Origin of the sequence: Amycolatopsis cihanbeyliensis, assembly GCF_006715045.1 — a bacterium.
In the GTDB taxonomy this organism is placed as follows: Bacteria; Actinomycetota; Actinomycetes; order Mycobacteriales; family Pseudonocardiaceae; genus Amycolatopsis; species Amycolatopsis cihanbeyliensis.
In genome coordinates this window covers 5,641,982-5,656,043 of record NZ_VFML01000001.1, presented here as the reverse complement: position 1 = coordinate 5,656,043, position 14,062 = coordinate 5,641,982, and the positions used below count along the sequence as shown (strand labels likewise).

The window sequence follows — 14,062 nt, the reverse complement described above, 5'->3', positions numbered from 1 at the left end:
CCGCCTGCCCGGGCCGCATGCCGCCGGACGCGCCTGCCCCTTGTCGTCCCACGTCGGAGGCGACCGGCGGGTTAGCCTCGCCGGTCATGGACGAACAGGACGCCGCGGGCGGGATCAACCTGTCGCACCACGAGACCGTGCGCGACTGGGGAGCCGCGCGCGCCGCCGGGATCCGATTCGCCAGCATCACGATCACCGAGGGCATGAACTGGACCGATCCAGCGGCCTGCAAGCAACTCGGCCTGGCACAACGGGTCGGCATGCATACCGGGGCACGCCACTTCGCCCGCCCCGGAGCGGCGAACGAGCAGGCGGAACACTTCGTGCGCACGGCTCGACCCCTTGGCGCGTTCGCTCCCGGCGCCCTCGCGCCCGCGCTGGACGTCCGGGTGGCGGCCGTGGACGACCGCTTCATCCGGTCCTGGATCAAGGCCGTTCGCGGGGCGAGCCAGCTACGCAGGGTACTGGTCTACGCGGAGTACGAGGACTGGCTGCATCGGCTGCGTCCCGCCAAGTGGGTGGACGACGAGGTGATGCTCTGGCTCACCCGGCACAACGGTATTCCCGGCAGGCCGGGTTGGTTCCACTCCAGACTGAGCCTGCACCAGCACGAGTCCGGCCGGGACGCCGTCGTCTACCCGTTCACCCTCGCCGACCTGCTGCTGTGAGTGCCGCACCACACGCACGAGGGCGCGGCCGGTAACCCCGCGTGCTGGGGCGACAATGGCGACATGCGGTTGGTGCGCAGGTTGCTGCGCTCGGAGGTCTCCCCGGAACGGGCGTTGCTGGCGCTGGACGCGCGCGCCCGATCCCTCGGCCTGCCCGCACCGGCGGCGCTGTGTGGTGACTGGTTCGGCTCACGCGCGATCCTCGCGCCCACCCTGGGCGGCACGCCGGTGCACGAGATCGAGCAGGCCTTCGCGATCCCGACCCGGCAACCCGTGATGCCGAAGGGGACCTACCCCGCAGGCGCGGTGGGCGGCGGCTGGTTCGGCTATCTCTCCTACCAGCTCAGCGACCCGGCCGGGGCCGGATCCGCACTGCCGAAAGCGGTCTGGGGTTGGGCCGATCATGTCCTGCGCCAGGACACGGACGCGCACTGGTGGTTCGAGGCGCTGGTCCCCGAGGGCGCGCCCGATCCCGCCGATCTCGCCACCGAGCTCGACGAACTGCTTGCCGCGCCGCCACCGCGGCGAGCGGGTTGGACGCCGGTGGAGTTGCGCCGCCCGGCCGCGGCAGGGCACCACGCCGCGGTGTCCGAATGCGTTCAGGCGATCCGGGCCGGCGAGCTGTTCCAGGCCAACATCTGCACCCGGTTCGACGGTGCTTTCGACGGACGGCCCGCCGAGCTGTTCGCGGAGGGCGTGCGCGGCCTGCTGCCGCGCCGGGCGGCCTACCTCGCGGGCGAATGGGGCGCGGTGGCCTCGATGTCGCCGGAGCTTTTCCTCGCCCGCGGGGGCAGCCGGGTGCACTCCACGCCGATCAAGGGGACCCTGCCCCGCAGGGGTCCCGCCGACGACCCGCTCGCGGCGAGGTTGCGGGAGTCCACAAAGGATGTCGCGGAAAACGTGATGATCACCGACCTGGTGCGTAACGATCTCGGCCGGGTGTGCCAGGTGGGCAGTGTCCGGGTACCCGAACTGCTCGCCGTGAAGCCCGCACCCGGGGTCTGGCATCTTGAGTCCACAGTGGAAGGACAGTTGCGGGGTGAGGTGGACGACGCGGACCTGCTGCGGGCCACGTTCCCACCCGGTTCGGTGACCGGAGCGCCCAAGCTGCGCGCGCTCGACCTCATCGCGGAGCTGGAGCACCGGCCGCGCGGTGTCTACACCGGTGCCATCGGGCTCGCCTCGCCGGTGGCCGGGATGGAGCTGAACGTCGCCATCCGGACGCTGGAGCTGCACGCCGGAAGGCTCGAGCTCGGGGTCGGGGGCGGCATCACCGCCGACTCCGACCCGGCAGCCGAGTGGCGGGAATGCCTGCACAAGGCGGCCCCGCTCGAGCAGTTGCTCGCCGCCCGCACCTTCCCGCGCAGCGTTCCCGCGTGACCGGTGCCGGTCAGCCGCCGCCGGCCCGGCGCGCGATCACCGCGTCGTACAGCTCCTTCTTGGACACGCCCGCGGCTTCGGCCACCGCGGCGGCCGCGACCTTCAGCCGCTCGCCGGTCGCCGCCCGTTCGGCCACCTCGTCGACCAGCTCGGCCACCGGTGCCGCGGGTGGCTCGGCCCCGGCCAGTACGACGGTGATCTCGCCGCGCACCTTCGACGAGCTGGTCCACTCGGCCAGCTCGCCGAGGGTGCCGCGGCGGACCTCCTCGTGCGTCTTGGTCAGCTCGCGGCACACGGCGGCCGCGCGCCGCGGGCCGAGCGCCTCCACGGCGTCGGCGAGGGTGCCGGCCAGCCGGTGCGGGGATTCGAAGAACACCGTGGTCCGCCGCTCGCCAGCCAGCTCGCGCAGCCACCGGCCCCGCTCCCCCGGTTTGCGTGGCGCGAACCCCTCGAAGCAGAACCGGTCGGCGGCCAGCCCGGACAGCGCCAGCGCGGTGGTCACCGCGGACGGGCCGGGTAGGCAGCTGATCGGCAGATCCTCGGCGACGCAGGCGGCCACCAGCCGGTAGCCGGGGTCGGAGACGCTCGGCATCCCGGCGTCGGTCACCAGCAGCACGGTCTCGCCGGCGCGCAGCGCGTCGAGCAGCCGCGGCAGCCGCGCGGTCTCGACGTCCTCGTAGAAGCTGATCACCCGGCCACGCGGGGTGACCTCGAGCGCGGTGGTCAGTGCGCGCAGCTTCCTGGTGTCCTCCGCGGCGATCACCTCCGCCTCGGCCAGCGCGTCCAGCAGCCGGGCCGAGGCGTCCCGCGGATCCCCCAGCGGGGTCGCGGCCAGCACCAATCGGCCCCCGGCCGCACTGCTGGCCATCCCGAACCCCCTGCTGGTCTCGACTCCGGCCCAGCGTAACCGGCGGCGCGGACGACGAACTCACATCGTCGCCTTTAGGATCGTCTCCCGTGACCGCGCTGCTGACCCGACCGTCCGGGGACGGTCCATATCCGGAGCAGGGGCGGCCGGGACAGCCGCCGACCGATCGGGAGACGGCGCTGCTCGGCAGGCCCATGCCCGGCGACCGGGTACGCGCGCTCGTGCTGACGCTGGTGCTGGTCGTCATCGGCGGCTTCGTCCGGCTGCAGAACCTCGGGGTCCCCACCGACAAGGGCACCCCGGTCTTCGACGAGAAGCACTACGTACCGCAGGCGTGGCAGATGCTGCGCAACGGCGGCTACGAGGACAACGCGGGCTACGAGCTGGTGGTGCACCCGCCGCTGGCCAAGCAGCTCATCGCCATCGGGGAGTGGCTGTTCGGCTACAACGGGTGGGGATGGCGGTTCAGCGCGGCCATCGCCGGCACGGTGATCATCCTGCTGACCATCCGGATCGCCCGCAGGCTCACCCGCTCCACCCTGCTCGGCGGGATCGCGGGCATCCTGGTGATCTGCGATGGCGTGCTGCACCTGCAGTCGCGGATGGGGATGCTGGACATCTTCCTCGTCGTGTTCGTCCTCGGCGCGTTCGGCTGCCTGCTGATGGATCGCGAGCAGGTGCGGGAACGGCTCGCGGTCGCGGTGCGGCACGGCTGGATCGACGAAACGCCCTACGGCCCGCGGCTCGGTTTCCGCTGGTGGCGGTTCGGTGCCGGGGTGCTGCTCGGCCTGGCCACGGCGGTCAAGTGGTCGGGGGCGTACTACGTGCTGGCCTTCGGCCTGCTGTGCGTCGCCTTCGATATCGCCGCGCGGCGGGCGGCCGGGGTGCGGCGCCCGTGGGTCGGCGTGCTGCGCAGGGACCTCGCGCCCGCGCTGTGGGGCATCGGGGCGATCGCGGTGCTGGTCTACCTGAGTAGCTGGTGGGCCTGGTTCGCCAGCGAGACCGCCACCGACCGCAACTACGTGCAGATCCACAACGAGGGCGGCGGGCCGTTCGGTTTCGTGCCGGACGCGCTGCGCTCGCTGGTGTCGTACACCTTCGCCGTGCTGGACTTCCACGAAGGGCTCGCCACCCCGGACGGCGACCCGCACCCCTGGGAGTCCAAGCCGTGGACCTGGCCGATGGGGCTGCGCCCGATGCTGTACTACTACGAGTCGGGCGACGCGGCCGCGGGGTGCGGACAGACGAACTGCGTGCGGGCGACGATGCTGATCGGCACCCCGGCCATGTGGTGGCTCGCGCTGCCGGTGCTGGGCTGGGGCCTGTGGCGGTCGGTGTTCCGCGCGGACTGGCGTTACGCCGCCGTGCTCACCGCGTACTTCGCCGGCCTGCTGCCCTGGTTCGTCAACCTCGACCGGCAGATGTACTTCTTCTACGCCGCCCCGCTCGCGCCGTTCCTGATCCTCGGGCTGACCCTCGGGCTGGGACACATCCTCGGGCGAGCGGCGAGCGGTTTCGAACGAAGAGGAACCGGCCTGCTCGTGGTGGCCCTCTACGTCGGCCTGGTGGTGGCCAACTTCGTCTGGCTGTGGCCCATCCTGAACGGCGACTCGATCACCAACGAACGCTGGCAGTCCGAACTCTGGCTCCCTTCCTGGCGCTGACCCGCTTGTTGACCGTACGCAAACAGCAAACTCGCCTACATGAATGGCCAACACGGTTACGTGAGCAGCAAACACGCCCGGCCCCGGCGTGTTTGCTCCCCACGCGGGCGAGTTGGCCGCCTGCGCGCGGATGCTGGGTGTGTCAGCGGACGCGGGGGACCAGGCGGGTGACCGGGCCGTCCGGGGCGGCGCCGCTGCGGGAGAGCCAGCCCTCGACCTCCTTGCGCACGGCGTTCAACGTGGGTCGGTTGCGCGGTTGCGGGTCGAGGGAGGCCATCAGCAGCTTGGCGTGCACGCTGCGGCGGGGCAGTTGCGCGGGCGGCTCGGCGCGGGCTGCGGCCATCAGCGCGGCCATCGGGGTCTCGCGGGTTCCCCGCGGGGGTGAGCCGGACAGCGCGTAGCTGACCGTGGCGGCCAGTTGCCAGGCGTCCGAGGCGGGGCTGGCCGCCGCGCCCGCGGCGGCTTCCGGGGCCACGAAATCCGGCGTGCCGATCATCATCCCGGTCGCCGTCATCGTGGAGTCGCCCTTGCTGCGGGCGATCCCGAAGTCGATCAGGTGCGCCAGCCCGCCGGGATCCAGGATCACGTTGGACGGCTTCACGTCGCGGTGCAGCACGCCCTTCTCGTGCGCGGCGGTCAGCGCGCCTGCCATGGTGGCCCACAGCCTGCCCGCGGCCACGTCGTCCAGCGGGCCGCCGTTGTCCACCACGGCGCCGAGCGGCTGCCCCTCCAGGTACTCCATCACCAGCGCCAGCCCGTCCGGCTCCTCCACCAGGTCGTACACCCGGACACAGTTCGGGTGGTTGATGGTGGCCAGGGCACGCGCCTCGCGCTGCATCCGCTCCTCGGTATCCGGATCCGGGGCATGCGCGATCTTCAACGCCACCGTGCGGCCGAGCTGGTTGTCCACCGCCTGCCACACGGTGCCGAACCCACCGTGGCCGAGCCTGCGCAGCCTGCGGTACCTGCTGCTGCCCGCCTGGCCGGACCCCGGCGGCACCGGGACCGGCCCGGGCACGGCGGCCAGCGCGCCGGCCGACTCCTGCGCGGGCGCGACCGAGGTCGCCGGGTACTGCTTGTCCGGTGGCGGGGGCGGCTGCCGCTGCTGTTCCGCAGGGGGGACATAGGGCGGCGGGTCCGGTTCCCGGCGCGGCTCCGGCTTGCGCTCCGAACGTTGCAGCACCGACCGGCTCGGCGGTCCCACCAGCGACACCGGGATGATGCCCAGCACGCTGACCGGCAGGAACCCGAGCCACAGGTGCACGGCCGTGTTGGCCTCGACCCCTGCGGTGAACAGGACCAGCGCGATGAAAGAGATCCAGAAGAACCGGCCGGGCCAACCCGGGCCACGCCGCAGCGCCGAGCGCGCCTGCAGCTTGACGAACAGCAGGGACAGCAGCGGCAAACCGACCAGCGCGCCGAGGTAGTAGCCGTAGGCCAGCGCGCCGGCGGAGGGGTAGAACAGGGTCTCGTACACGTTCTGCCCACCGCCGAGGTAGCTCGACTGCGCCCCGACGAAGCAGTACTCGGTGGTCATCGTCGACCGCTCGGGCCCGGAGAGCCCGCCGGTGCCGCCCGCGTTGACCGCCCGGTACACGCCGGACACCCCGTTGGCCAGCAGCCACGGCAGCAGGAACACCGAGACGACGCCGACGGCGCCGATCACCGAGACCACCACCGCGTCGTAGCGGTTGCCGGTGCCCTTGCGGATCAGCGCGACGAGCACCGCGCCGAGCACGGGGAACAGGGCGATCAGGGCACCGGCGGTGCTGGTGGCCCACACCCAGTCACCAGGGCAGAATCCCGGTCCGAACAGCTCGTGCGCCAGGGACAACAACGAGCTAGCGAATGACTCCACCCCTCGCTCCTTCGTCGTGTCCCGTGCGCGCGCCCGGTCGGGCGGCCGTCACCAAGTATGTCGGTTGGCATCCCGGCGAGGTTGCCCGCCCGTCGGCTTCGCCACCCGTTCGCAACCGGCGGATCACAGGCCCGGTTGCCACACCACCGGCAGTGCCCGCTCGGCCTCCACACGCCAGCGCTCCCGCCGGTAGTACAGCACCACACCGGCCAACGCCACGCTGCTGAACACGGCGGCCACCACGACCAGCACGACGCTCTCGGCCAGTGCGCCGAGGACCACCGCCAGCAGTCCGAGGATCGACAGTACCGTGGCGAGCGTTCCCGCCACGCCCGGCTTCCGCCAGACCCACCGGCCACCGGCCTCGATCTCGGCGAGCAGGTCCCCGGCCATGGCTACCAGCCGCGGATCCTCCGGCGCCACCCGCAGCATCCGGGTGGCCGCGTACCAGCAGGCCTGCCGCTGCCGCCCGCTGGTGATCACCCGGACCTCGTCCCTGGTCAGGCTGCGCGCCTCGACGGCGAACGCCTCCAAGGCGGCGGCAAGCCGCCGCCGGATCTCCGCGTTCTCCGGGTCCGCGGCCAGCTCGCGTTCCAGCTCGGCCACCGCGGGCGGCACCTCGCCGCCCGTACCCGGATCCCGCATCTCGATCCTCCCGAAACACCCTCGCCCTACCCGGGGTAGATGCTACGTTGTGTGCCCGATTCAACACGAACGCCTGCCGCGCGGGAGGAATCCGGTGCCTGGGGGACAGTGGAGTTCCAGTCGGCTCGCCCTGGTCGCCGCGGTCGCCAACCTGACCGTCTGCGCCGCGGTCGGAACCACCCTGCTCGTGGTCTCCGCACCAGGGGAGGTGCGGACGGGGACCGCGCTCCCCATCCGCACCCCGGGGACCACCGAGTCCGCCACCGTCCCCGGCACCACGCCCCCCACCACGACGAACACCACGACCACGGGCGTGCCCGCCGGCCTGGAGCGCACCCCCGGCCCGAACGGATTCAGCACGGTCGTTCCACGGGGCTGGCCGACCGAGCCACTGAGCGGTCCGGGCGCCGTGCAGGCCGCCGACCCCGAGGACGGCACCAGGACCCTGCGCTACGGCGGCGCCGCGCATCCCGCCGCCGGGATCCTGGAGTGGCACACCGACTACGAGCGGCAGGTGTCCGAGCAGCGGGAGGGCTACCGACTACTCGAGCTGAACGAGACCACCCTGCGTGGTTTCCCCGCCGTCGTCTGGGAGTTCGAGTGGGACGCGCCGGAGGGCCGCAGGCACACCCGCTCGATGTACTGGCGCACCGGCGGGATCGAGTACTTCGTCTACGCCGCCTCCCGGGTACGGGACTGGCCGGACACCGAACCGATCCTCACCGCGATGATCGAGCACTCGCGCCCCTGACCGAGGAGCAGCATGACCCAGTGGAATGCCCAGGTACCGGCCGAGCCGGGGCGGGACGACACCACGCGGTACCTGTGCGCGGCCGCGCACCTGGACTCCGACTACGCCGACGGCGCCATCCGTGAGTTCCTGGTGGAACCCACCCGTCCGGTACCGCCGTCACCAGGCGTGCACGCGGCCTCGGTACTGGCCGAGGCGGTCGCCGCGCGGACCCGGCGCAAGCTGCGGGACGGCGTGCTCGCCGTGCTGATGCTGCTGTTCCTGCTCTCCGGCGGCGTCGGCCTGCTGGGAACGTGGGTACTGCTGGCCGTGCTGATCTGCCTGCCCGCCATGGTCCGCGGCAAGCGCGGCGACCGCAGCGTCGCGGCACGCACGACCCGGGTGCTGATCGTGTTCGCCCTGCTCGCTGTCGTGCTGGCGGTCTCGCTCACCGACACCCTGCTGGAGTTCGCCGAGGAGATGGAAGCGGGCGTGGCGTTCGACTACTGGATCACCGACACCTGGGACGTGATCGGGTTGGTGACCCTGGTGCTGATGCCGGCGGTGCTGGTCGCCGACCGGATGGTCGTCTGGCGGCTGGTGACCGTGTGGTTCGGCAGGCTGGCAGGCAGGCGGCCCGCCGACCCGTTCGCGACCGAGCGGCCGCTGTTCGGGATCAGCCCGCCGCGATTCCTCCACCAGGTACGCCGGTACCAGGAGGAGGCGCCCGCGGGCAGTGCCACCCCGGGCGCACCGCTGGTGGTGTACCGCGGGTTCGACCCGTTCGTCGGTGCGGGCCACGCGCGCCATCCGTGGTCGGTCGCCGTACCGCTGGAGAAGCTCCCCGAGGACACCAAGCCGGACGGCTCGCCGTTCGAGGAGCTGAGCACCGAGCTGCTGTACCAGCGGGTACGCGAGGCGATGGCGGTGCTGCCCGAGAGCACGGCGCTCTCCCCCGACCGCAGGCTGCGCGAGCTGCGGAGCACCGGGGTCGTGTTCGCCTCGTCGGACGAGCTGATCGACAACGTGAACAACCCGGTCGCCCGGAGTTACCTCCCGCGACTCGACGCCCCGCCTGCCGACCGGCTGCCTGCCGAGGAGGTCGACCCGCTGCGGACGCAGCCCCGCGAGTGGGCTCGCTACTACCTTCGCTTCCGGGTGGAGACCTGGGACCGCGACCTGGTGATGTCGATGCACCTCCACGCGGCGGTGGATCCCAGCACCCTGTACCTGGAGTGGACACCCTGCGTGCTGCCGCCGATCAAACCGGAGTACCAGGCGATCGACACGATGGCACGCAACTCGCTGGTCCCGGTCGGGCAGGGCCTGCTGCGCTGGCTCAAGCTCCCGGTGACCATCCTCGCCCGGCTGCGGCACACGCTGAGCTGGATCCGGCCGCTGCCGCACGATCCGAGCGTGCTGGTCGCCGACCGGTACGGCTCGCTGCACAGCCTGCGCGAGTTGGCCGCCGCCCCGGAGGTACAGAACTACTTCCAGTTACTGGACATCGAGCGGTACGACAAGATCATGGAAAGCAGGCTGCTCCCCGCGATCATCGCGCTGATGCGGGACGCCGGCTACTCCCCGGCCGAGTTCGAACGCCAGGTGTCCACGGTGGTGCACAACTCGGTGAACATCCACGGCACCAACTACGGCGCCTTCAACGCCGGTGGCACCACCCACGGGCCGATGAGCGGGGCGACCGCCGGTAAGGAGCGAATCCCATGACCTCGGACAACCCGGCCAATCCCGGGTACCAGATCAACATCACCGGGAACAACTACGGCGCCGTCAACGTCGGCGGCACCACCCACGGACCGATGAGCGGGGCCACGGTCCACCAGACGTCCGCGGAGCTGCTGACCCTGCTCGACCGGCTGCGGGCCGAGCAGGCCGGGCAGCAGGACATCGAGCGGCACCTGGAGGGGCTCGCCGAGGACGTGCGCGCGGCGCGGGCGGGCGAGGCCGTCGAGCCCGCGGCCGTGCTGAGCAGGTGGGAGCGGGTCAAGGGCCTGCTCACCCAGGTCAGCCAGGCAGGCGAGCCGGTGGTGCGGATCAGCGAGCAGTTGAATCAGTTGTTCGGACCTGGCTGATCCGCGGGACGTCATGGAGCCATGGGTGACTGTGCCCTCGGCGGGCGTGACCCAGCTCGCGCGACGCACGGTCCTGCCCTTACCACGGTCCTCGGTGGCATGGTGGTTCGACATCACCGTGCGGGCAACCGGTCCAATGCCGACTGGCTCTCATCATCCGCGGCGCGGTAGATCACCAACACCTGGTCCGGATCTTGCAATGGCGTAAGCGTTTCGAAATGCACTGCGATCGAACCGACGTCAGGATGCCGCATCACCTTGCGCCCCCGGCCGTTGACCCTGACGTCTCGCTCGTCCCACAATCGCGCGAATTCCTGGTCACGAGTGATGAATTCGGCGATGAGGTCGGTCAACGCCTGATCCTCCGGATGCGCGGCCCACGCGGCGCGCAGGTGGGCGACCCCTTCCCGCACGACGCGTTCGCGGTCGACATAGAAATCGCGCATCTCCGGACGCATCAGGCATAACCACATCGCATTGCGCTGCGACACCGGCAGGTCGTCGAAATCCAGGAGCAGCCTCGCCATTTCGCCGTTCCAGGCCAGGATGTCGTAGCGGTGGTTCATCAGCATGGCCGGCAGTGGCGACAGGTCGGCGACCAGCCGGGCCAGCGAGGGCGCCGCAGTGGTGGCGAGCTTGTCGGTGTTACAGGGTCGCTGCTGTGTCAGGTCGAAGAGGTAGGCGCGCTCGTCGGGGACCAGGCGCAGCGCCCGGGCCAGCGCCTCCACCACCTCCGCTGAGGGCCGCAGCCCGCGGGCCTGTTCCAACCGCACGATGTAATCGATGCTGACCCCGGCCAGCTCGGCGACCTCTTCGCGGCGCAATCCCGGGGTCCGCCGGGACTGGCGACGCGACGGCAGGCCGAAATCCTGCGGATCCAGGCGTTCGCGCCGGGTCCGCAGGAACGCGGCCAACTCCTGTGTCGTGTCCACGCTGCGGGTCATCATGTTCGGTCCAACAGCCAGGGTAGGACTGGTGTTCCCAGGAACTTCCTTCCCTTACCCCTGGCTCACGGTGGTCGCAGGCTGGTGCTCGACGACGATCACGAACACAGGAGGACACGATGTCGCTCACCCTCGACACCTACCGGCTGCTGGGCCGCTCCGGGCTGCGGGTCTCACCGCTGGCGCTGGGCACGGCGACCTTCGGCACCGAGTGGGGCTGGGGCGCCGAGCAGGACGATGCGCGCAAGCTGTTCGACACCTACGTCGAGCGCGGCGGCAACTTCATCGACACCGCCAGCACCTACACAGGCGGCAGCTCCGAGCGCATGCTGGGCGAATTCACCCGCGACCACCGCGAGAGCCTGGTGCTGGCGACGAAATACACGACGCTGCGCCGGCCCGGCGACCCGAACTCCGGGGGCGCTCACCGCAAGAGCCTCCTCGCGTCGGTGGAGACCAGCCTGCGGCAGCTGAACACGGACTACATCGATCTGCTCTTCCTGCACGTGTGGGACTTCACGACACCGGTCGAGGAGATCCTGCGCGGCCTGGACGACCTGGTCCGGCAGGGCAAGGTCCTGTACGTGGCGATGTCCAACGCTCCGGCCTGGGAGATCTCGCGCATGCAGGCGATCGCCGACCTGCGCGGCTGGTCGCCGCTGGTCGCGCTGCAGATCGAATACAGCCTTATCAACCGGGGCGGAGAACGTGACCTGATCCCGATGGCACGGGCGATGGGGCTGGGGGTGACCCCGTACTCACCGCTGGGCGGCGGCGTGCTTTCCGGCAAGTACAGCCGCGCCGACCTGACCGCGACGAGCACTGACTCCGGTGAAAGCAACCGCAAGAGCTTCAACGCCGGCTTGGGCATGGTCACCGAACGCACCCTCACCATCGCCGACGTCGTGCGGGAGGTCGCCGCGGAGGTGGGACGCACACCCGCCCAGGTCGGGCTGGCCTGGACCCTGCGGAACCCGGGCGTGACGGCACCCGTCATCGGCGCTCGCACCCCCGAGCAGCTTGCGGGGAATCTGGGCGCCCTGGAGATCGACTTCACCGCCGATCAACTGGCCCGCCTCGACACGGTCAGTGCGATCGACCTTGGCTACCCGCACGACCTGCTCGCCAGTGACCACATACGCACTGTGACCGCGGGCGACCTGAAGATCGAAACCCGCCGCTGATACCCCACCGAGCGGGATCGCCGACGGCAACGACGAGCCGGTAGCCTCCACCATCGAGGATCCCGGCATGCTGGACGCGCTTCGGTCGACGCTACGCGGCACCCGGTAACCAGCGGATTCCCCCGGGTAGCTACTCCGAACGGTGGATGACTAGGACGAAAGTATTGGTCTATACCTTTACGGGTCGCATATGTCGACCCATCGGAGGTGTCCTGTGCGCAAGCGCAAGCCCTTGACCACCATGCTTGCCGCGGCGGTGCTCTGCCTGCCCGCGGTGGGCATGTCCGCCGGGACGGCAGCCGCCGAACCGGCGGTGCCGAGCGGCGGCCAGCACGGTTTCGACAAGGTGATCCCGGCGCCGGTCGAAGCCGAGCCCGACCCGAAGGAGAAGTTCTGGCTCAGCCCGTTCACGTTCATCCGTACCCAGCCGGGGTCCGCGGAGGCCAAGCAGGTCGGCAAGTACCTCGCCGAGCAGCTGCGACCGGCCACCGGGTATCCGCTCCCGGTCGTCTCGACCCGGCACTCGTTCCTGCCGAACATCTCGCTGTCACTGGGGAAGGCCGACGAGCGCGTCGGTGAGCAGGGTTACCAGCTCGATGTCACGCGCAAGGGCGTGCGGATCCGGGCGAACACCGGCGACGGGCTGTTCGCCGGTGTGCAGACCCTGCGCCAGTTGCTCCCGGCCCAGATCGAGGCGAACGAGCCGCAGCGGCGGATCTGGACCGTTCCCGGCGGCAGCATCCTGGACTACCCGCGGTTCGGCTACCGCGGCGCGATGCTCGACCTCGCCCGCCACTTCCACGACGTGGACGAGGTCAAGGCATACATCGACGAGATCGCCGCGTACAAGGTGAACTACCTGCACCTGCACCTCACCGACGACCAGGGCTGGCGGATCCAGATCGACAGCTGGCCCGAGCTCACCACGGTCGGCGGTGGCCCGGGCACCGGGGTGGACGGGGAAGGCGGCGGCTACCTGACCAAGGCCGAGTACGCCGAGCTGAACCGCTACGCCGCCGCGCGGCACGTCACCATCGTCCCGGAGATCGACATGCCGGGGCACACGAACGCCGCGCTGTCCACCTACGCCGAACTGAACTGCGACGGCGTCGCACCGCCGCCGCGGACGGACATCGAGGTCGGCTACAGCTCGCTGTGCATCGACAAGGAGATCACCTACGAGTTCGTGGAGGACGTGATCCGCGAGGTCGCCGCGATGACCCCGGGGCCGTACCTGCACATCGGTGGCGACGAGGCACACGCCACCACCGACGAGGAGTACCGCACCTTCATGGACCGGGTGCTGCCGATGGTCGGCAAGTACGGCAAGAGGATCTCCGGCTGGGACGAGATCGCCCAGGTGGACCCGCCGACCTCGGCGGTGCCGCAGTTCTGGGACACCGATGGTGAGGACGCCGATGTGGCCGAGGCCGCCGCGCGGGGCAACAAGATCCTGCTCTCCCCCGCCACCAAGGCGTACCTGGACATGAAGTACGACGAGAACACCGAGTTGGGTCTGAGCTGGGCCGGCTTCACCGAGGTGGACGACGCCTACGACTGGGATCCCGGCACGCACATCAAGGATGTGCCGGAGAGCGCGGTTCTCGGTGTCGAGGCTCCGCTGTGGTCGGAGACCCTGCGCACGCTCGACGACATCGAGTTCATGGCGTTCCCCCGGCTTCCGGCCATCGCGGAGAACGGCTGGTCGCCACGGGCCACGCACGACTGGGAGTCGTTCCGGGAGCGGCTCGCCGCGCACGGTCCGCGCTGGGAACTGCGGGGCGTCAACTTCTACCGCTCGCCACTGGTGCCCTGGAAGTGATCGCCGTGCGGAAGTAGGAATCCGCCGAGTAACTGGGCCACCTCGATCCCCGAGTCGAGGTGGCCCAGGAGGGCTGTTCAGAACGACCCAGCGACCGCGGGCCGCCAGGCCCGTGCGAGCGGTCGTTGCAGGCCACGACGCTGGCGAGGCATACTGCGGATCTGAATAGCCCGACTATGGAATAAGACACAGCCCTTTTTCGGTCC

The 14,062-nt window shown here is 70.7% G+C and carries 12 protein-coding genes; 8 read left to right on the top strand and 4 right to left on the bottom strand.

Going from position 1 to position 14,062, the window contains the following annotated elements; all coding sequences use genetic code 11:
* The first annotated feature begins 86 nt into the window (after positions 1–86).
* On the top strand, positions 87–668 hold the full coding sequence (locus FB471_RS25805; RefSeq protein WP_142000921.1) for a GH25 family lysozyme: 582 nt from the start codon (positions 87–89) through the stop codon (positions 666–668).
* 63 nt (positions 669–731) lie between these two features.
* Entirely contained in the window at positions 732–2,048 is a 1,317-nt protein-coding gene (locus tag FB471_RS25800; protein ID WP_142000920.1) for an aminodeoxychorismate synthase component I, read from the top strand.
* Between the two features lie 10 nt (positions 2,049–2,058).
* On the opposite strand, the gene rsmI is transcribed toward FB471_RS25800, so the two are convergent.
* Positions 2,059–2,916 carry a 16S rRNA (cytidine(1402)-2'-O)-methyltransferase gene (gene rsmI / locus FB471_RS25795; protein ID WP_142000919.1) on the bottom strand — a complete coding sequence of 286 codons (858 nt, stop codon included), beginning with the start codon at positions 2,914–2,916 and terminating at the stop codon, positions 2,059–2,061.
* An 89-nt stretch (positions 2,917–3,005) separates the two neighbouring features.
* On the opposite strand from rsmI, the gene FB471_RS25790 reads away from it, so the two are divergent.
* Positions 3,006–4,580: a dolichyl-phosphate-mannose--protein mannosyltransferase gene (locus FB471_RS25790; RefSeq protein WP_211358144.1), complete on the top strand. Its 1,575-nt coding sequence runs from the start codon at positions 3,006–3,008 to the stop codon at positions 4,578–4,580.
* 142 nt (positions 4,581–4,722) lie between these two features.
* Here FB471_RS25790 and FB471_RS25785 read toward each other — a convergent pair whose 3' ends face one another.
* Positions 4,723–6,438, bottom strand: coding sequence for a serine/threonine-protein kinase (locus FB471_RS25785; RefSeq protein WP_142000918.1), 1,716 nt, complete (start codon positions 6,436–6,438; stop codon positions 4,723–4,725).
* A gap of 123 nt (positions 6,439–6,561) precedes the next feature.
* On the bottom strand, positions 6,562–7,083 hold the full coding sequence (locus FB471_RS25780; protein ID WP_142000917.1) for a hypothetical protein: 522 nt from the start codon (positions 7,081–7,083) through the stop codon (positions 6,562–6,564).
* 94 nt (positions 7,084–7,177) lie between these two features.
* Here FB471_RS25780 and FB471_RS35330 point away from each other — a divergent pair, with 94 nt between their 5' ends.
* The 3 genes from FB471_RS35330 to FB471_RS25765 are packed head-to-tail and all read left to right on the top strand — an operon-like array spanning position 7,178 to position 9,906.
* Positions 7,178–7,834, top strand: coding sequence for a hypothetical protein (locus FB471_RS35330; RefSeq protein WP_246076588.1), 657 nt, complete (start codon positions 7,178–7,180; stop codon positions 7,832–7,834).
* A gap of 12 nt (positions 7,835–7,846) precedes the next feature.
* On the top strand, positions 7,847–9,541 hold the full coding sequence (locus FB471_RS25770; RefSeq protein WP_142000916.1) for a hypothetical protein: 1,695 nt from the start codon (positions 7,847–7,849) through the stop codon (positions 9,539–9,541).
* Positions 9,538–9,906, top strand: coding sequence for a hypothetical protein (locus FB471_RS25765; protein ID WP_142000915.1), 369 nt, complete (start codon positions 9,538–9,540; stop codon positions 9,904–9,906). Before FB471_RS25770 ends, FB471_RS25765 begins: the two co-directional genes overlap by 4 nt.
* 113 nt (positions 9,907–10,019) lie before the next feature.
* Here FB471_RS25765 and FB471_RS25760 read toward each other — a convergent pair whose 3' ends face one another.
* Positions 10,020–10,853 carry a helix-turn-helix transcriptional regulator gene (locus tag FB471_RS25760; RefSeq protein ID WP_142000914.1) on the bottom strand — a complete coding sequence of 278 codons (834 nt, stop codon included), beginning with the start codon at positions 10,851–10,853 and terminating at the stop codon, positions 10,020–10,022.
* 116 nt (positions 10,854–10,969) lie between these two features.
* Between FB471_RS25760 and FB471_RS25755 the strand changes: the two genes are divergently transcribed.
* Positions 10,970–12,034: an aldo/keto reductase gene (locus FB471_RS25755; RefSeq protein WP_142000913.1), complete on the top strand. Its 1,065-nt coding sequence runs from the start codon at positions 10,970–10,972 to the stop codon at positions 12,032–12,034.
* Between the two features lie 241 nt (positions 12,035–12,275).
* Positions 12,276–13,856: a beta-N-acetylhexosaminidase gene (locus FB471_RS25750; RefSeq protein WP_142002483.1), complete on the top strand. Its 1,581-nt coding sequence runs from the start codon at positions 12,276–12,278 to the stop codon at positions 13,854–13,856.
* The last annotated feature ends 206 nt before the right edge of the window (positions 13,857–14,062 follow it).